General features: G+C 38.9%; 14 protein-coding genes, 1 pseudogene and 1 riboswitch. Of the genes and pseudogenes, 6 read left to right on the top strand and 9 right to left on the bottom strand.

Translation table 11 applies throughout. From position 1 onward, the window contains the following. Window positions 1-83: 83 nt before the first annotated feature. Window positions 84-521, top strand: a pseudogene (locus K2F26_RS17090) (WD40 repeat domain-containing protein); the annotation flags it as partial. Window positions 522-667: 146 nt separating this feature from the next. Here the strand turns inward: K2F26_RS17090 and K2F26_RS17085 are convergent. The 3 genes from K2F26_RS17085 to K2F26_RS17075 all read right to left on the bottom strand — a co-directional run bounded on the left by K2F26_RS17085 (window position 668) and on the right by K2F26_RS17075 (window position 5,159). After that, window positions 668-2,218 carry an ATP-binding protein gene (locus K2F26_RS17085; RefSeq protein WP_220608755.1) on the bottom strand — a complete coding sequence of 517 codons (1,551 nt, stop codon included), beginning with the start codon at window positions 2,216-2,218 and terminating at the stop codon, window positions 668-670. A 69-nt stretch (window positions 2,219-2,287) separates the two neighbouring features. Continuing rightward, entirely contained in the window at window positions 2,288-3,838 is a 1,551-nt protein-coding gene (locus K2F26_RS17080) for a P-loop NTPase family protein (protein ID WP_220608754.1), read from the bottom strand. A gap of 205 nt (window positions 3,839-4,043) precedes the next feature. Next, the gene (locus K2F26_RS17075; RefSeq protein ID WP_220608753.1) at window positions 4,044-5,159 is read right to left on the bottom strand and encodes a ferrochelatase; all 1,116 of its coding nucleotides are present in this window, start codon (window positions 5,157-5,159) and stop codon (window positions 4,044-4,046) included. A gap of 226 nt (window positions 5,160-5,385) precedes the next feature. On the opposite strand from K2F26_RS17075, the gene K2F26_RS17070 reads away from it, so the two are divergent. Together K2F26_RS17070 and K2F26_RS17065 are read left to right on the top strand one after the other, a co-directional pair. Then, window positions 5,386-5,949: a hypothetical protein gene (locus tag K2F26_RS17070; protein ID WP_220608752.1), complete on the top strand. Its 564-nt coding sequence runs from the start codon at window positions 5,386-5,388 to the stop codon at window positions 5,947-5,949. A 207-nt stretch (window positions 5,950-6,156) separates the two neighbouring features. Then, window positions 6,157-7,404, top strand: a complete 1,248-nt coding sequence (locus K2F26_RS17065; protein ID WP_220608751.1) for an MFS transporter — start codon at window positions 6,157-6,159, stop codon at window positions 7,402-7,404. On the opposite strand, the gene K2F26_RS17060 is transcribed toward K2F26_RS17065, so the two are convergent. The 6 genes from K2F26_RS17060 to K2F26_RS17035 form a co-directional block, all read right to left on the bottom strand. Then, window positions 7,401-8,444, bottom strand: coding sequence for an ABC transporter ATP-binding protein (locus K2F26_RS17060; RefSeq protein ID WP_220608750.1), 1,044 nt, complete (start codon window positions 8,442-8,444; stop codon window positions 7,401-7,403). The genes K2F26_RS17065 and K2F26_RS17060 overlap by 4 nt on opposite strands. Before the next feature lie 168 nt (window positions 8,445-8,612). Further along, the gene (locus tag K2F26_RS17055) at window positions 8,613-9,704 is read right to left on the bottom strand and encodes an iron chelate uptake ABC transporter family permease subunit (RefSeq protein ID WP_220608749.1); all 1,092 of its coding nucleotides are present in this window, start codon (window positions 9,702-9,704) and stop codon (window positions 8,613-8,615) included. A 5-nt stretch (window positions 9,705-9,709) separates the two neighbouring features. After that, window positions 9,710-10,945 carry an ABC transporter substrate-binding protein gene (locus tag K2F26_RS17050; protein WP_220608748.1) on the bottom strand — a complete coding sequence of 412 codons (1,236 nt, stop codon included), beginning with the start codon at window positions 10,943-10,945 and terminating at the stop codon, window positions 9,710-9,712. A 179-nt stretch (window positions 10,946-11,124) separates the two neighbouring features. Further along, on the bottom strand, window positions 11,125-11,997 hold the full coding sequence (locus K2F26_RS17045; RefSeq protein WP_194058272.1) for a (2Fe-2S) ferredoxin domain-containing protein: 873 nt from the start codon (window positions 11,995-11,997) through the stop codon (window positions 11,125-11,127). A gap of 37 nt (window positions 11,998-12,034) precedes the next feature. Further along, window positions 12,035-14,134, bottom strand: a complete 2,100-nt coding sequence (locus K2F26_RS17040) for a TonB-dependent receptor plug domain-containing protein (protein ID WP_220608747.1) — start codon at window positions 14,132-14,134, stop codon at window positions 12,035-12,037. 204 nt (window positions 14,135-14,338) lie between these two features. After that, window positions 14,339-14,749 carry a DUF1636 family protein gene (locus tag K2F26_RS17035; RefSeq protein WP_220608746.1) on the bottom strand — a complete coding sequence of 137 codons (411 nt, stop codon included), beginning with the start codon at window positions 14,747-14,749 and terminating at the stop codon, window positions 14,339-14,341. Between the two features lie 248 nt (window positions 14,750-14,997). Next, window positions 14,998-15,140: riboswitch (cobalamin riboswitch) on the bottom strand. Between the two features lie 262 nt (window positions 15,141-15,402). Between K2F26_RS17035 and ilvB the strand changes: the two genes are divergently transcribed. The 3 genes from ilvB to dacB all read left to right on the top strand — a co-directional run bounded on the left by ilvB (window position 15,403) and on the right by dacB (window position 19,733). Next, the gene (ilvB, locus tag K2F26_RS17030; RefSeq protein WP_220608745.1) at window positions 15,403-17,295 is read left to right on the top strand and encodes a biosynthetic-type acetolactate synthase large subunit; all 1,893 of its coding nucleotides are present in this window, start codon (window positions 15,403-15,405) and stop codon (window positions 17,293-17,295) included. A 220-nt stretch (window positions 17,296-17,515) separates the two neighbouring features. Beyond that, the gene (locus K2F26_RS17025; RefSeq protein ID WP_096566238.1) at window positions 17,516-17,983 is read left to right on the top strand and encodes a tellurite resistance TerB family protein; all 468 of its coding nucleotides are present in this window, start codon (window positions 17,516-17,518) and stop codon (window positions 17,981-17,983) included. A gap of 286 nt (window positions 17,984-18,269) precedes the next feature. Beyond that, window positions 18,270-19,733, top strand: a complete 1,464-nt coding sequence (gene dacB / locus K2F26_RS17020; RefSeq protein ID WP_437441058.1) for a D-alanyl-D-alanine carboxypeptidase/D-alanyl-D-alanine endopeptidase — start codon at window positions 18,270-18,272, stop codon at window positions 19,731-19,733. Window positions 19,734-19,750: the final 17 nt, after the last annotated feature.

The following is a 19,750-nucleotide window of genomic DNA, read 5'->3' as shown; positions in this document are numbered from 1 at the left end:
TCTAGACTGAGTTTCCCATGTTTTTGACCACTACAAATACCACTCTTGACAATTTCCCCTTTTCCTTAACTTGTCACCAATGCTCTGGGAGTGGGGATAACACCATCAAACTGTGGGATGTCGCCACGGGAAGGTCAATCGCCACCCTCACCGGACATTCAGATTGGGTTAATTCAGTAGCCTTCAGCCCCGATGGTAAAACCTTAGCTTCTGGGAGTGGGAGTATTTTCGGAATTGATAAAACCATCAAACTGTGGGATGTCGCCACGGGGAGGTCAATCGCCACCCTCACCGGACATTCAGATTGGGTTTGGTCAGTAGCCTTCAGCCCCGATGGTAAAACCTTAGCTTCTGGGAGTTTGGATAACACCATCAAACTGTGGGATGTCGCCACGGGGGTGTCAATCGCCACCCTCACCGGACATTCATCTGAGGTTAATTCAGTAGCCTTCAGCCCGGACGGTAAAACCTTAGCTTCTGGGAGTGGGGATAACACCATCAAGATTTGGCGGGGGCGTTAATGGTCATGGTGTTGACTGTTGACGGTTGACGGTGGAAATCCAAACCTAAGCTGTTACACAGCTAAATTGTATAATCCTAATATTCTGAACTCTTGTTTAACAGGCAAGATGCCTGTTCCACTTATACAAATTAAATGCACAACAGCTTACCCCCGAATGACTGTAATATTTCTCCCTTGGGGACTCTGGGCTATTTCCGTGGTAGTGCGATCGCTGATGGGGAGTAAATCGGGGCGACGGTCAAATATGATTAACCATCCTGTATCTAAATTTAATCCTGATAAATATTTATCTAATTGTATCAATCCTTGGTGTAAGGGGTCAGGTTTACCCTGTTTCCATACCTTTAATTCCATCCCTAAGACTACATCGCCATAACGCAGACATATATCCATCCTCCCTGAGCCGATGGCGTATTCCCGCTCTAAGCTCCCACCACCATTGACGACACGGTGTAAAAATGCCATTAATACTAAGTGAGGGGCTATTTCTGGGTAGGGAGTGCTTTTAAATAATGGTTCCCCGTGTTGTCGCCAAAAGTCTAAAAAAGTTTCTAATAGGATTTGGGGGTTTAATTCCCCTGTGGGTGTTAACCAACTAGGTTGAATCATCGGTAAACTATCTTGAGTACCCTGGGATAACACCTTGGGGATGACCTCTTGATAAATGGGGTTAGCTACTTTTAACCCACCTTCTTTACTGCGAATCACTAAACCTAAATCTAACAGATAACGGCGATCATCCTCCGGTGTGTTGGGTAATTCTTCCCCAGATAAAATAGGTTCAATAATCGCCTTAACTCTATCTTCTCGCAGTCGCTCTGCTAAACTATCTAAGTGCGTGTCTTGTCTTTGAATTAAAATATCTTTAGCTTGATTGATTAAATCTACTGTGATGGGGATATTCACATCTTCTGCTAAATACTCTGTAACTTGACGGGCGATCGCATTAACTAACCAAGGTTGACCCTGGGTTAAATAGTAGGCGTGGTTAATGGCTTCGGGGTTAAAGATTTGCCCCGTGGATTGGGTATGTTGTTCATATAAACTCTTTACATCTTCTAAAGTGAAATTACTTAAAGTTAAAGATTCCACCTTGATATTAAAGGGACTAGAGGTATTTAACCTGTCAGTACCACCAGAAGCTACCTTATAATCACGTACATCCCGCATCCCAATTAAGGCTACACATTGGGGGAAGCTCTGGGGACGACGGGGGAAACCATCCCTTAACTGTCTTAATACATTAATTAAAGTTTGATTTTGCAGGGAGTCAATTTCATCAATAAACACCACCAAGGGGCGCTTAGAAGTTTCCGCCCAGGATTTGAGGAAAGAGCCAATACGTTGGGGTGGATTACCATTAGTTAAGAAAGATGGTTGTAATTCTGTTGGTAGCCAACAGTCAATAGCATCTTGCCAAGCATCTAAAATCCTTCTTTCTGCTATTTCTGGCTGATCGGGAAAGGCAGAGCCTACTTCTGCGGATACCATGACGGCAGTATATTTACCACTAGCTGTTAATTCCTGTGCTAAGGTAAGCATGGCAGTGGTTTTACCAGTTTGTCTGGGTGCATGGATGACAAAGTAATTGCGCTGTTCAATCAGGTGTTTTAAGTCTGGTAACCGTTCACTGGTCGGTAGGGTATAATGTATATCCGGTTGACAAGGGCCTGCGGTGTTAAACCATTTAGTCATAAAAGTTCATGTATACTCTGATTTAATTATAACTTCTATGATTGTTGACGACAGTCAACAAATGCAAACCTACCCCCGAATGACTGTAATATTTCTCCCTTGGGGACTCTGGGCTATTTCCGTGGTAGTGCGATCGCTGATGGGGAGTAAATCGGGGCGACGGTCAAATATGATTAACCATCCTGTATCTAAATTTAATCCTGATAAATATTTATCTAATTGTATCAATCCTTGGTGTAAGGGGTCAGGTTTACCCTGTTTCCATACCTTTAATTCCATCCCTAAGACTACATCGCCATAACGCAGACATATATCCATCCTCCCTGAGCCGATGGCGTATTCCCGCTCTAAGCTCCCACCACCATTGACGACACGGTGTAAAAATGCCATTAATACTAAGTGAGGGGCTATTTCTGGGTAGGGAGTGCTTTTAAATAACGGTTCCCCATGTTGTCGCCAAAAGTCTAAGAATGACTCTAACAATGCTACTGCATCCAGTTTGCCAGTTGGTGTTAACCAGGTGGGTTGAACAGATGTTAAAGAAGCAATTGTCACATTTGCTAAAGTTTTCGGGAATACCTCTTTATAGATAGGATTAGCAATTTCCAGACCACCACCTCTATCCCGTTTACATAAACCTAAATCTAGTACATAGCGTAAATCATCATCAGGAACATTGCCTAAGTCTTCCCCAGCTAACATGGGTTGAATAATTGCTTTTACCCTATCTTCTCGCAGTCGCTCTGCTAAACTATCTAAATGGGTGTCTTGTCTTTGAATTAAGATATCTTTCGCTTGATTAATTAAATCTACCGTGATGGGGATATTCACATCTTCTGCTAAGTATTCTGTAACTTCCTTAGCTAAAGCATTGACTAACCAAGGTTGACCCTGGGTTAAATAGTAGGCTTGGTTAATAGCTTCGGGGGTGAAAATTTGCCCCGTGGCTTGAGTATGTTGTCCGTATAGATTACTTACATCTTGTAAGCTAAAATTACTTAAAGTCAGAGACCGTACCTTGATATTAAAGGGGCTAGAGGTATTTAATCTGTCAGTACCACCAGAGGCTACTTTATAATCACGTACATCCCGCATCCCAATTAACGCCACACATTGGGGGAAGCTCTGGGGGCGACGGGGAAAACCATCCCTTAACTGTCTTAAAACAGTAATTAAAGTTTGATTTTGCAGGGAGTCAATTTCATCAATAAACACCACCAAGGGGCGCACAGCAGTTTCCGCCCAGACAGTTAAAGCGGCATTTATCCGTTGTCCTGGTAGTGCATTTGGCCACACCGATGGTTCTAGCTCCTTAGGTAGCCAAAATCGGGATGCCTCTCGCCAAGCACCTAAAATTGCCTGTTCTGCTATTTCTGGCTGATCGGGAAAAGCAGAGCCTACTTCTGCGGATACCATAACGGCAGTATATTTACCACTAGCTGTTAACTCCTGTGCTAGGGTGAGCATGGCAGTGGTTTTACCTGTTTGTCTGGGTGCATGGATGACAAAGTAATTCTCCTGATCAATCAGGCGTTTTAAGTCTGGTAACCGTTCGGTGGTGGGTAGGGTATAGTGGATATTCGGTTTACAAGGTCCGGCGGTGTTAAACCATTTAGTCATAATAGTTCATGTATACTCTGATTAAATTATAACTTCTATGATTGTTGACACAAAACAAAACTTATCCTTACAATTGTCAGAACAATTGTCAGAGTCGTAATGATTCCGCCCAATAATTTCTAGTTCAAATCAGCAAGACAAAAGGTAACAGATAAGAAGTGATTCTTTATCTGTCACCTGTCACCTGTCACCTGTCACCAATCACCTAATGATGATGGTGATGATGATGTAAAGCTAACTGTACATTAACTTCTTTGCCTTCCGCTTGCATCAACTCTGCAATATGAACATTTGCCCATTCCGCAGCCATATCCAAAAAGCGAGGATCATCATTTACACAAGCCATTTGTAAATAGTCCACACCAGAATGCTGTTTTTCTAAATCATGAATAATGTGATGCACATCTAACAAGGTTTCATGGTTTTCTGTGGCAAAACCAATGGGCATAAACATGATCACTTTTGCACCTAATTGAATCAGATTTTGGGCTGCTTGAGTGGCATTAGGTTGAGTCCATTCAATTAATGGTGTATCATGGTTTAACCAACCGACAGAAATTAAAGGATAACGGTGAATTAATTTCTCTCTCACTAATTCGTAAAGTGCCTGACTTTCATCAATTCCTGATGTAAAACCTTTGGCTTTGTGTGGACAGCCATGATTCATCAACACAATACCAATTTGTGATGGTAAATAGGCATCGGCTACGTCAGAATTGATTTTTTCTTCTACTATTTGCGCCATTAAATTGATATATTCCGGCTCATTGTAGAAAGAAGGAATATAACGCATTCCTTTCACCCAATGTTCATCACCATCAGCTAATTCAGCCAAAGCATTATTAACTTGTTCAATAGCAATACCACTGGTAAAAATAGAATCTACCACTAACAAAGGATAGATCAAGATTTTTTCAAAGCCTTGATTTTTGATTTCTGCTAAAACTTGTTGCGGTAAAAAAGGAGCGCAAAAGTTAAAAGCTTTGAAAACTTGTACATTACCACCCCATCTATGTTGTAATTCGTGTTCAATTCCTGCCCGTTGCTGTTCAAAAATGGCATTATGGGGTGAGATAAAATCATGATGGGTATGTCCCCATTCATGACGATCAAATATAGCTAAAATCTTGGCTAAACTGGGATAAATCCAAGTTGGTACTGGTGCAAATTTGGCAGTGAGTAGATTTAAAGCTTGTTCATTATAATTGGCAAAATCTTCATAGCTCTCGACTTCACCATAACCCATGAGCAGTACAGCTATGCGATCATGGCCTGGTAGATGCTCGTGAGTATGTTGCATTTTTTCTGGAGTTGCAACCACAATGATTCCCTCAATATAACCGAAATGGCGATATCCTCACAGGGTATAACCCTAGAGTTCACCATATTACTTAATTATCATCCCATCCAGGGGGATAGGATAGATGTGAACATAAAAATATACATCTGATCATGAAAAATTTACAATTAACCAGTAAAAATTAACAATTAACTGACAATTAACCGAGCAAATGCCATAGGTTGTTCATCTTTAACCATAAAAGCTAATGAATATTATTATTTGTCCAGGTATTCATGAAATAGAATTAACGCAAAGCTTTGTCAGAAGCTTATTTAATCCCCATACTGAGAGAGGTGATCAGCAGTTATTAAATATACTGGTTTTTCCGGGAGAGGGGATTTTTACTTTATCAGCACTTCATATTTTACTGTTTTTGCGCGATCGCTTGAATAATAAACTAGAATCGCCTGTTATATTCATTGGTTTTAGTGCTGGTGTAGTGGGGGCGATCGCAGCGGCTACAACATGGCAACTTCAAGGTGGTAACGTGAAAGCATTAATTGCTATAGATGGCTGGGGCGTGCCATTGTCGGGTAATTTTCCCATACATCGCCTGAGTCATGATTATTTTACCCATTGGAGTTCTGCTATTTTAGGTATTGGGGAAGATAATTTTTATGCCGATCCACCAGTTGATCATTTATCAATGTGGCGATCGCCCCACAAGATACAAGGTAACTTGACAGATCCATCAATTCGGTTTTCCCACTCCCAAAAATCCCTGAATGCGGCTGAATTCTTGCATATATTGTTAAAAAGCTATGAATAACAGGGGACTGGGGACCTGTGACTGGTGACTGGTGACTGGTGACTGGGAAGATTTATTCTTTTCCATCAAAGTAAGCACAAATTTTAAAGGATTAATTTCCCTATCACCAATCACTCATCCCTAATCACCAATCCCTAATCACCAATCACCAATCACCAATTACCAATTACCAATTACCAATTACCAATTACCAATTACCCATTCCTAATGTTTCCCACTGAACCGACTGCTGCTCATAGCGGCTTTGGCGCACTGCTAAAAAACCGTAATTTTATGCTCCTATGGATCGGGCAACTGGTTTCCCAGTTAGCAGATAAGATATTACTGATCCTGATGATTGATTTATTAGAGAAAAAATACTTACCTGCCAATTTACCAGAAGGCACTGGGCGCTTTTATATGTATATGGCTTTTACCCTACCGGCGATTTTTTTCGGATCTGCTGGTGGTGTGATTGTGGATAGGATGCCCAAAAAGCTGATTATGGTTGGTTCTGATGTCGTGCGGGGCTTGTTGACATTGAGTATAGCTTTCTTGCCCAGGCAGTTAGGAATATTGTTAGCATTGAATTTTGGTATCTCCTCGGTAACTCAGTTTTTTGCTCCGGCCGAACAAGCTACTATTCCCCTAATGGTACAACGAGAGAATTTAATGGCCGCTAATGCTTTATTTAGCAGCACCATGATGGGAGCATTGATAGTTGGCTATGCTGTGGGAACACCGATTTTAGACTGGGCGGAATATTTAAACTCTGATTTTGGCAAAGAACTATTAGTAGGTGGTTTCTATCTGTTATCAGCTATCATCATGTTGCCAATTCGGTTTACAGAACATAGGCAAACATCCGTAGCTAATCCTATCACCGAATTTTTACAAGGTTGGCAATATCTAAAACAAAACCGCTTAGTCTGGAATGCCATGCTGCAAATTGTGGCTTTGTACTGCGTCTTTGCTGCTTTATTAGAATTATCTATTAGATTAGCTGCTAGATTGAACTTGGAACAAACTGATTTTAGTTTCTTTGTTGCTGCTGCCGGCGTGGGAATGGTTTTAGGTGCGGGAATTTTGGGGCATTTTGGCCATAAACTGCATCATCAACCCTTGCCGCTAATTGGTTTTATGTTTATGGCCTTGGCACTGGGAATGTTTATTGTTACTCATAATTTATTTTTAGTTTTGGGACTTTGTGTGTTCTTGGGTTTAGGTGCAGCATTAATTAACGTGCCGATGCAAACCCTAATTCAACAACACACACCCCCAGCAATGCACGGTAAGGTATTTGGCTTTCAAAATCATGCCATTAATATTGCGTTGTCCGCACCTTTATTAATTACCACGAAGTTGGTTAATGCTTTTGGCTTGGCCATAGTTCTCTTTGGGATGAGTATCACTGTAGTATTGATTGGTTTCTGGACTTGGCAAAATACCCGCAAAGTCTTGCAAGATATGATCTAAAAATTTAAAAATTCAATCAGTTCATATAATGAATTATGAACATACACATCTTGATGATTATTTATAGCTTGAGTTTGCCAAAAGTTCTCTTGGGAGTTGGATATAACTTTTACTATTAATTGTGTTTTTGCAGCATTTTGATTGTGAGAAAATTTTTCCGCTTGTTTCACCTGAAAACCTACTCTTTGTAAAGCGCGAATAGTCCATATAGTCGCTATACCCTCACCAATAACTTGAACTTCTCCTTTCAATGGTGTATGCAAATTAAACTCACCAGACAAAATATCAAACTCCACACCTGCACTTTTAAAAGTATTCGCAAATGCACCACTTAATACTAAATCTTCCGGTGCGCCTACTTGTAAAATTCCATGAGAATCTAATAACCAAATTTGGTCAGCTAACCGCAAAGCTAAATCTAAATCATGGGTAGAAAGGAGAATTGCTTGTTTAGTTTCCCTGGCTAAATTACGCAACAATTGCATAATTTCTACTCGCCGTGGTAAATCTAAAAATGCCGTTGGTTCATCTAGCAACATTACCATAGGAGACTGCGCTAAAGCACGGGCAATCATAATTTTTTGTCGTTCACCATCACTGAGTTCACTAACTTGACGGGAGACTAAATTTAATGCACCTACGGATTTAATTGCCCAGTGTACTATCGCTTCATCCTCAGCCGTCAAATTTCCCCACCAGTCAGTATAAGGATGTCGTCCTAAAGTTACCAAAGTATAAGCAGATAGCATTCCCACATCAACTTTTTCCGTGAGAACTAAACTCAACCGTTTCGCTAAATCTTGGGGTGCTAATTTGTAGATATTATCATCTAAAAGTCGGACTTCACCAGCTACAGGTGGTTGCATTCCGGCAAGCGATCGCAGTAATGTAGATTTACCTGCACCATTGGGACCCAATAAACACACCAATTCCCCAGCTTGCAAAGACACAGAAATATTTTCTGCTACACACCGAAAATTCTTTCGAGATGTTTGATAACCAATAGTCAAATTATGGGTTGTTAAAATTGCATTACTCATATTTGTTGAGTTAGGGAACAGGGAACAGGTAAGACATGAAATGAACGAACCACGTTCACCGGAGGTGTTCCCGAAGGGTAGGATCGAAAGACACGAAGGTAAGAAGAAAGAAGAGAGTTTTCAGATACTTATTCTACATTTTTGCTTTCATTGGGATGCTCCCAGTGATTAGGATGGAAAAGACTTGCGGGAATTACGCCTCCTTAGAATTACCCAAGTCACCACAGGAGTACCAATTAAAGCCGTAATTGCATTTAAAGGTAAAACCATTTGACTTACTGCTAATTGAGAAAATAAATCTGCTATTAAAGCTAAAATTGCCCCTAAAATTATCACACTGGGGATTAAAATTCGATGGTCAGAAGTATTGAACAAACTCCGACATAAATGAGGAATAGCCACCCCCAAAAATGCGATTGGTCCACAAAAAGCTGTAATTCCACCTGCTAAAATAGAAGCACTGGTAATAATAGAAAATCTAGTTTTTTCTACCGTTAAACCTACACTTCTGGCATAGGATTCACCTAGCAAAAGTGCATTCAGAGATTTTGATTGCAACAACGCCATCAATAAACTTAAAAGTATCAATGGAATTAACACAATTAACTGCTTCCAAGTCACACCAGCAAAACTACCAAAAGTCCACATAATATAACTTTGAATCCGTTCTCTAGTGCTAAATTGCAATAAAATACTCACAATTCCACCAGTAGCATAACCGAATAATAAACCTAAAATTAGCAGCGTCATTGTATCTTGCACCCGACGAGAAACAACCAACATCACACCCAAAACCGAACCCGCACCCACACTAGCAGCTATCACTAATCCAAAATTAGTAATGATTCCCAAATTATTTAATAAAGTTGGTGTAGTCAAACTTGCAGTTAAAACCACCAACGCCACACCTAAACTCGCACCCGAACTAATTCCTAATACAAAAGGTCCAGCTAAGGGATTTTTAAATAATGTTTGCATTTGTAACCCACTCACACCTAAAGCAGCACCCGCCAAAGTTGCAGTTACAGCTTTCGGTAATCTAAATTTGAGGATTATATTGGCATGAGTTATCTTTTCTGGTTCTTGTCCTAGTAAAATATTTACAACTTCCTGAAGAGGAATAGCAACAGAACCCAAAGTCAAATCTAAGATAAATATTAATAGTAAAGCTACAATTAATATCCCAAAAAATAAACTTCTTATGGAAATATTATCTGGAATAAATGAGTGAGATGTAAGATATTTTTTTGCGGTTTTCATAAACATTATTTTGGCAATTCGCGGTAATAAAACAGTTGATGTTCCGGCAACAATTCTGGATGCAAGATTTTAATTAAATCTGCTAGTACAATATCCGGGTTACTAATTCCTCCTTCCCAATAATCATTACCACCATCGGCATTAACACGGGCATTATTATTATAAATATTTCCAGTTTTTACAGCTTTAAAATCACCATAACGACTATCTTCTGCGACGACATCTTTTAAACTCTGCCAACTTTGGCGAGAATTTAACCAATAATCAGCTTTAGCTGCACGGTCTAAAACTACTTCAAAAGAAAGTGGTAAACTACCATTAGATTGATCATCATTCCACAAATAATTACCTCCTGCATCATTCAGATATTTAGCCACATAACTTTTACCGCCAGGCATAAACCAAGTACCTTTAAAATTAAAGCCAACAAATACGGTGGGACGATTTTTTACAGATTGAGCTTTTGTGGCAATTTGTGTATATTTATCTGCTATTTCTTGAAATATATTTTCAGCTTTTTCTTCTTGATTAAAAAATAAAGCCGTAAATTTTAACCATTCACTTCTTCCCAACGGCGTATCTTCCATATATTCAGCATTTATCCCCACTTTCAAACCAGCTTCCGTAAGTTTTCCGTAACTATCTGTTTGGGAATTTCCTGTACCAAAAGTTGTGACTAAATCAGGATTTAATGCTAATAACTTTTCTATATCCACATTGGAATTATTACCTACTTGGGTACTTTTTCCCTCTTTAATTCTCTCAATTACAGCCGGAGTATTAACTTGTTGAGTATTACTAATTCCTATTAACTTATCCACCAATCCTAATTTTGCTAAGTGGGGTAAATGAGTTGTAGATAAAGCTACGACAGAATTAACAGGAACTGTAATAATTTGTGCTTGGTTAAATCCTGAAGGTGTGGGAGTTCCACACTGAACCAAAACATATTGAAACTGCGTTTTCGCATTTTGCCAGGGATTTTTAATCGTCACAACTTTGTAATGATTATGATATTCAACTGCGAAGCCTGTAGCATAGTTAATTTTAGCTTTGTTGGGGAAATAATCTTGATTAGGGTTATAGTTTTGAATACAGGTGTTATTGGTTGTGTTGTTAGTTATAGGTTTTTTAGTTATAGGATTTTTTGTACTATGACAGGCAATAATAAACGTGGCTATAAGGCAAAATTGACATAAAAAAATGATTAGTTTTGAGTAAGGAAGTTGTGAAAATTTCATTCTTGCTAAATATTTTTTCAATAGTGAGATTTTGTAGGTTGGGTTGTTCGCGTTGCGAAGCAATGGAACGAAACCCAACGCGAATCTTTAGTATTTTTTGCTAATGTTGGGTTTCACTGAAGCAGGGCTAAAGACCTTACTACGAGCATATTTTTACAGAAAAAGTAATGGGGAGTAGCTTATACTTTTTCCGGTGGATATAAGTTTTCAGCCACCTTATTACCCTTAACTAAATGTTCATTGACAATATTTTCTGCCACATTAGGATTAACGCGAGTGTACCAAGTTCTATCATTAGAATAGAAAACCACAGGTCCTAATTGACAAACTTCTAAACAACCAGATGTTCTTACTTCTATATCTAAACCTGCATTTTCCACTGCTGATTTTAACGCCTCAAATGTAGGTTGCCATTTGCGAGAAGGAAGACAGCGAGTAGAAGTACAAACTGAAATATAGGAATGTTTGAGAGGATTTTTATTAAAGGGAATTGGTTTAATTCCTAACACATAAATATCTCTCAAATCTTGATACAAAGCTAACTTTTCTAAATTTGGTTTTCCTTCTGGTAATAAATTTTCTCCATCTACCAAAGGATTAGGTAATAAAATCGTCATCAATTGTTCATTAGCACCATTCCAAAATTGAATCCCCCAACTTCTAGGATTTCCTTCTGGATTAAACCGCCGATAAAAAGCTGCACGAGAAACTAAACGCTGCTTCCTCACTTCCACAGGAGTTTTACATAAAGGTCCACCGAAATTAGTATCAATACACAAATGTAAATGCCACCCTTCAGCCGCCACCGTCAAATATCCATCATAGAGAATACATAGTTTTGGTGGTGCATTAAATTCCAACTCTAAAACACTACCTTGAACAATATGAGCAATCCCCACCTGCTGCCAATTTTGCTCAAATAAAGTATACATTAACGATGCTAAAACATCACTCCCACAATCAAAATATTCATACTCAATGTATCCACCTGTAGATAGATTTTCTGTTTCTATTTTATTCATTGGTTGTACCCAACAATTAAACTCATTCATTCTTACTTCTCCTTTGCGCCTTTGCGTGAGATAATTATTAAAAACTAGAACTCAACCCCAATTGAAAAACCCTACCCCCATCAGGAAAACCAGGGAACAACTGATAACGATGATTAAACAAATTATCCAAGCTACCAGTCAATACTAGCTTATCATTAATTGGTACACGCATTTTAACATCCAAAGTGGTGTAACCTGGCAAAAATTCTGTATTTGTATTATTGGTTGGATATCCGTTTAAAGAATTCATCAATAACCCCAAATACCAACCTTGGGGATTTTCATAAGACACACCAAAATTTAACTTATCCGCACCTGCAAAACGTAATTCTTTGTCAACTTCTGCGGAATTACTACTTTTTAAAATTCGCGGATCATTGGCTGTATAATTCACAAAAGCATAGATATTTTTTGCTAGTTGTAAATTCAGAGATGCTTCAATTCCTTGAGTTTGAACTAAACCAATATTTTCCCAAGTTCCTGTATTCCCATTTACGGGTGGAGTGAGTCTTTTAAAAGCAAGGGTGTCAGAAACACGATTACTAAAAAACGTCAACCGCAATAAGCCAATATTGCTGATTTTCTGATCAATTCCCACATCAAAACTATCGCTTTTTTCTGGTTTTAAATCAGGATTACCAATATTAGTAGGATTATTATTAAATAAATTAGCAATGGTGGGGGCGCGGAAGTTTCTGATATAGTTAGCTCTCAGGGTAGTGGAATCAGAAACTGCGAATTTTGCACCTACAGATGGAGATGTAAATGAACCATTAACTAAACTACTAAAATCTTGACGCACTCCTAAATTGACATTCAAATTAGGAGAAAACTGAATATCATATCTACTAAAAATTGCCCCTTGACTGATACCGTCATCATAGTTTAATCGTAAAATATTTGTACCGTAATTAAAGGAAGTGTTGTGTACATTAGTGTTACGGTAATCAAAGCCATAGACTAAGGTTTGATTTTGAGACAGATTCCAATTATGGGTAACTTGAATACCATAGGAATCTTGTTTGGTATCAAAGCGATTTTGAGATGTAATTGCACCAGTACGATTATCAAAGCGAGTGTTAAGAAAGTCGGCGTAAACTCTCGCGGTTAGCAGTGAATCATCTCCCTTTCCTAATTTAGAGTTCCAGGTTAAATCGGTGAGAACTTGGTCGGTGTATTTTCGGTTATTCTCGGTGAGAGAGTTAAAAAATCCCTGTCCAAATTGAGGTGTGGGAATGGGTACACCTCCGGGTGTTCCCTGTTCTTTTCCTAAATATAAAGTTGATAAAGCTAAGGTATTACGTTTGTCTAAATTAGCTTCTAATTTGAGATTAAAGTTGTTGAACAGTGCATCATTATTTTCTCTTGTTCCTTCAAAGTTAGCTTCAGGAATGCTAAAGGGATAATTATTTTGTGCTTGGGTACGGTTGTAACCAACTACCCAAGAAATATCACCAGATTTGCCACTATTTTGAATGCTTTGTTGGTTGAGTCCATAGGACCCAAAATTAACTTTGGTTTCTGTGGTAATCTGCTCTGTAGGACGACGAGTAACAATATTAATTACTCCACCTATTGCATCTGAACCATAGAGGGTTGAACCACCTCCAGGTAAGACTTCAACTCTTTCAATATTATTACTGGTAAATTCTGAAAGGTCGAAACCTCCACCACCTAAATTATTAATTGGTCTTCCATCCAATAATATTAAAACTTGTCCGGTGTTAGAACCGCGAATAAATTGACCACTTAAAGCGTTGACTTCTGTTCCTACAGTACCATCACCCAAAATACCTGGTAAAAATCGCAGTGCTTCTTTGACTGTTCTTGCACCTTGCGCTTCCATTTCTTCCCCAGTGATGACGTAAACCGGACGGGTAGAATCTTTGACTGTTCCTTCTCGACGAAAGGGTGAAAATACGGGTTCGTTGAGAATACTATCAATCACTGTGATTTCTATATCCGGTTCTTTTTCTTCTGTTTGTGCAATTGGTTGTAAGTCTTGGGCGGAATTTTCAGATTTTGGTGTAACTTCTGTGGCTATGGTGGGGTGATTTTTCCCTAATATCCCGGATGTAATGGTCAAACTGAAAATCAGTATTTGAGTTTCCCATCTGGTAATAAGCTGAGTACGCATTGGTAGTTAAGTCCCTCTATAAGTAAACACTATTGGTCAACAAAGAAAATTTTTCAGCCAGCAGAAAGATAATAATGATTATTATTATCATTCTTTGGGCGCATTTTACAAGCTAGTTTCCAGCTAGTTTCTGGGTTTTTAGTCAGGAGGGGCGGCCGTTCGCCGCCTCAACTTGAGGACTAAAGTCCTAACTACGAACTTTAATTAACAGCAATTTTTGGTGAGTTTTGCCCATTTACTGAGGGGTGGTATTTTGGCTAAGATGCCTGTTTTTAAGGGTTCTGGGCGTTCTGACCAAGGTAGTAAACCCGTGGGGTTAGTGTAGTATTGGGTGGCACATTGCAGGATGGCAGATGCACTATCATCAACTGCTAAGTTACCGAAAAGATAGGTAAATTTCTCTTCTCCTTGGAAAGCGATAACGCAAGCATGGTTGCAAGCACTCATACATTGGACTCCTTGAATGGAGAATTTAGAGTGCAGTTCCCAAGTTTGTGCAAGTTGTTGAAGTTTGTGTAATAGCTGCTGTCCGCCACTTTCACCTATCTTTTTACCTTCTTTCCACACACTGGCGCAGGTTGTACAGACAAATAAAGTATGTTGTTGTTTTTGCATTAATTTTCAGTTGTTGCAGATTGAAATGACGAATTAGCCTCGCGTCCATCTAGGACAGGAAATCATGTAAATATGCAAAGTGAAGGTTTGTATCTATAACCTTCTCAGTAGCTATTGATATGTGTAGGGAAAATTCTACAATCTCATAGAAATTTCTATGGTATCGCCTATATATGAGTCTATGAGACAGTGATACTGTTTGATGAAGAAAGTGTTAATTGTGTTATTCATCTGTACCTCGCAGATGGGAGTATGTTGTCATTGCGGCGGGCATTCTGACTTTGAAGTGTTAACTTCATTACAGCTGCGGGACAGTGCTGGATTCACACCAGGCTTTCCCCGTTACCTCTGATGGCTGTTTCCCACCAGAACCGCTAGGTGGACTGTACCATAGTAGTGATGCAGATTTTCAGATGTTTACAAATTGTAAAGTAATCTGGCATCACAAATACCAATAACCAGATACTCTGACTTCCCCGCTTTTCTAAAGCAAATCCAAATTAGGTGTTTGATAAATTAGTAATAATGTATTGATAATTTAAAAAAGCCACTCAATTAAAAGTGGTTTTTATTTTGGGTGTAGAATTGGATTACCCTGAAATTCTAAATACAAAATCTAAGGCTTAACTTTTAGTTATATTTTGAGGTTAACCGTGCCATCGCCTTCTCAAATCAGTCTCCCACAATCAGAAAATCAGAAGCAGTCCGCTATTTCTAAATCTACCCCTGTAACTCCAAAACGGGAAACAGGCGGTTTCGCTCTGTTAGATAGTCTGCTGCGTCATGGTGTTGAGTATATCTTTGGTTATCCTGGTGGGGCAATTCTACCGATTTATGATGACCTTTACAAAGTAGAGGAAACTGGTACAATTAAACACATTCTTGTCAGACATGAACAAGGCGCGTCCCATGCTGCGGATGGTTATGCCCGTGCAACTGGCAAGGTAGGAGTATGTTTTGGTACTTCTGGTCCCGGAGCAACTAACCTGGTAACAGGTATTGCAACCGCTTACATGGATTCTATTCCCATGATCATTGTTACTGGACAAGTACCACGGGCTGCAATTGGTACTGATGCTTTCCAAGAGACAGATATTTACGGTATTACTCTACCCATTGTTAAGCATTCTTATGTAGTGCGTGATCCCAAAGACATGGCGCGAATTGTAGCGGAAGCGTTCCACATTGCCAGTACGGGTAGACCTGGACCTGTGTTGATAGATGTTCCTAAAGATGTGGCTTTAGAAGTATTTGATTATGTACCTGTAGAACCAGGTTCAGTTAAGTTACCAGGATATCGTCCCACTGTTAAAGGCAACCCTAGACAAATTAACGCAGCTATCCAGTTAATTCGTGAAAGTCGTCGTCCTTTATTGTATGTGGGTGGAGGTGCGATCGCGGCTAATGCTCACGAAGAAGTTCAACAATTAGCAGAATTATTTAATATCCCTGTCACCACAACTTTAATGGGTATCGGTGCATTTGATGAACATCATCCCCTATCTGTGGGAATGTTGGGAATGCACGGAACTGCGTACGCTAATTTTGCGGTGACAGATTGTGATTTACTGATTTGTGTTGGTGCAAGATTTGATGACCGGGTAACAGGTAAATTAGATGAATTTGCCTCCCATGCTAAAGTTATTCACATTGATATTGACCCAGCAGAAGTAGGTAAAAACCGTGTTCCTGATGTGCCTATTGTTGGCGATGTCAAAACCGTTTTGCAAGATTTATTGCGGCGATGTCAAAACACAAATGGCAAAGCAACACCTAACCAAAATCAAGAATGGTTGAATTTAATTAACCGTTGGAAACAAGATTATCCTTTGGTTGTGCCTCATCATGCTGATAGCATTTCTCCCCAAGAGGTAATTGTGGAAGTTGGTCGCCAAGCACCCAACGCATTTTATACAACTGATGTGGGACAGCATCAAATGTGGGCTGCCCAATTTTTGAAGAATGGACCAAGACGCTGGATCTCTAGCGCAGGTTTAGGAACAATGGGTTTTGGTGTACCTGCGGCGATGGGTGCAAAGGTAGCTTTCCCAGATGAAGAGGTAATTTGTATTAGCGGTGATGCCAGTTTCCAAATGTGTTTACAGGAATTGGGAACATTAGCACAATATGGTATAAATGTCAAGACTGTTATTTTAAATAACGGTTGGCAGGGAATGGTGCGCCAGTGGCAACAAGCCTTTTACGGTGAGCGTTATTCCTGCTCCAACATGGAAGTAGGGATGCCGGATATTGAACTTTTGGCACAGGCTTATGGTATTAAAGGCATGGTGATTAATACCAGAGAAGAGTTAGCGGATAAAATCGCCGAAATGCTGGCACACAATGGACCAGTAATTGTAGATGTCCGTGTTACTAAGGATGAAAACTGCTATCCAATGGTAGCGCCTGGTAAGAGTAACGCCCAGATGTTTGGTTTACCCAAACCAGCACCTACAGCAGCAGTTGAGCCAGTTTACTGCAACCATTGTGGAACGAAAAACCCACCCAGTCATAATTTCTGTGCTGAGTGCGGGAATAAGTTGTAAGTAAAAACACCAGAATCAGATCCCTGATTTCTGTAAGAAGTCGGGGATATTGTGTGAAAATCTCCTTCTAGATTGGGTATTGAGCTTTTGAGTTTAGCTAAAATCTTTTTTATGTTAAAAACATAACTTCTGTGTGCAAAATGTATGAAAAAAGTAAAAGTCTCTGTGATTTTATGCAATGATTTGGGAATCTAAATAATAGTCTGTCAAAAGGATCATCATGTCTAAAAGTGAGTTGGTTAAAAGCAAAATCAAAACTCCAGTTAAACTAGAACCAGAAGTGGCGATCGCCATTATCGGACTTTTTTCCGCTTCTGGTGAGGATGAAGGTATTATTACCCCCGAAGAATACCCCTTACCAGAAATGTTAGAAGGTATTGAACTGTTTGCAAGTTACTCTGAGGAAGACTTTGATAAGTTAACAGCAAAAGTCAACACCTTGATAGAGGAAGAAAAAGTAGAGAATTTAATTCCTAGTGCGATCGCATCCTTAACAAAAAAGAGTTATCGTGAAACTGCCTATATCACAGCTATTTTGATCCTGGGAATGGAAGAAGACATACCCGAATCAGAAGAAGATTATCTCTTTGAACTTCAGGAAGCATTAAAAATTTCCGATGAGCGAGCAGAAGAATTGATAGACGAAATTTTTGAAGAATATGAAGAAGAAGAGGAGGAAGAAGAATAATTATTGGTTTGTTTTTTGAATATTCCCCACTTTTCCAAGAATTAGGGCATTTAGCTCTTTAGTTTGCAGTTTTCACATAAATAAGTTAATTTAGCTCATGAGTAGCAAATTTTAGGCGATCATGGGCTTTTTAAGTAGTAATTCAGCTACGCAAAGTACAGCATAATTCAGGAGTCAGGAGTAAAACAGGCTTTGTGTATAGGGTTCAATTTAGATTCTGTGCCTCATTGATCTGCAATCTACTGTAGGTTACAACATTAGGATTACATTTAGTCAAAATCAAATGATTCACCAAAAAATATCTATTAGCTTAATGTTGCTATTTATCAGTGTTCAAATTAATGTTAACCAACAAATAGCCCAAGCACAAACACCAAACCCACCAGAAACTACCACCAAATATACTTGTTCTGCTCAAATAGAATCATCTATAGATGCTGTAATCAATCGTCCTATATTTAAGAGAATGCGTTGGGGAATTTTAATCAAACCCCTATCATCTCCACAAACTCTTTACAGTCGAGATGCAGAAAAATATTTTATTCCTGCTTCTAATACTAAACTGTTCACAACAGCAGCCGCATTGCAGAAACTAGGGGCAAATTTTCGCATTCGTACTTCTGTTTATCAAGACGGAGAAGGTATTTTGCGTGTTGTTGGTAGAGGAGATCCAAGTTTAAAAAATGAGCAATTAACAATATTAGCCAAACAGTTATATCAAAAAGGTATTCGGGAAATTAATCAATTAATTGCTGATGATAGTTATTTTCAAGGTGAGGTTGTTCATCCTAGTTGGCAATGGGAAGATGTACAATTTTATTATGGCGCACCTGTCAATAGTTTAATTGTCAATGAAAATGCTTCTGTTATAAATTTTTTGCCTCAAAAAATCGGAGAACCTTTAAAAATTCAATGGTCCAATCCTCTGGATGCTTATAATTGGCAGATTGAAAATGATTCCATAACAACCCCAGAAAATCAACCGGGTTTTGTGGAAGTTTACCGAGATTTAAAAGGTCAGATTTTAAGAATCAAAGGACAATTACCTGTAAACTCACAACCCAATATTACAGCTATAGCTGTATTTGATCCTGCTCAAAATTTCTTGCAAAATTTCCGTTTAATTTTAACAAAAGCAGGAATAAAAGTTAAACGGACATCCGTTAATAATGGTGGTAAGAATGAACAAGAAATAGCCGCTATTGAATCTCCGCCTTTATCTGAATTATTAGTAGAAACAAATGTCAATAGTAATAATTTGTATACTGAAGTCTTACTCAGAAGTTTAGCTGATCAACAGCAATTAGCCAGAAATAAAACTACTGCTGATTTAGGATTGGAAGCTTTAAAAAATACCTTAACTGAATTAGGAATTGAACCGAATAGCTATATGATTGTAGATGGTTCTGGGTTATCTCGCAAAAATATAATTAGTCCAGAAGCTTTGGTACAACTTTTGCAAGTGATGGCCAAATCTTCCCAAGCAGAAGTTTTTCGTGCTTCTTTACCTGTTGCTGGTATTAGTGGTACTTTAAAAAATCGTTTTCTTAATACATCTGCTCAGGGACTTGTCCAAGCAAAAACAGGTACTATGATGGGTGTGGTTTCTTTATCTGGATATGTTAATGTTCCTAATTATGAAACTTTAGTTTTTAGTATTATGGTAAATCAGTCTGAACAACCTGCAAGTGTGGTGAGGAAAGCAATGGATGAAATTGTTGTGTTATTAACGCAGTTGAAGAGATGTTAATTTGTTAGAATCAGGAT

Origin of the sequence: Sphaerospermopsis torques-reginae ITEP-024 (assembly GCF_019598945.1) — a bacterium.
Lineage (GTDB): Bacteria > Cyanobacteriota > Cyanobacteriia > Cyanobacteriales > Nostocaceae > Sphaerospermopsis.
Note: the sequence above shows the minus strand (reverse complement) of the source record. Positions and strands in the feature narration are given on the sequence as shown.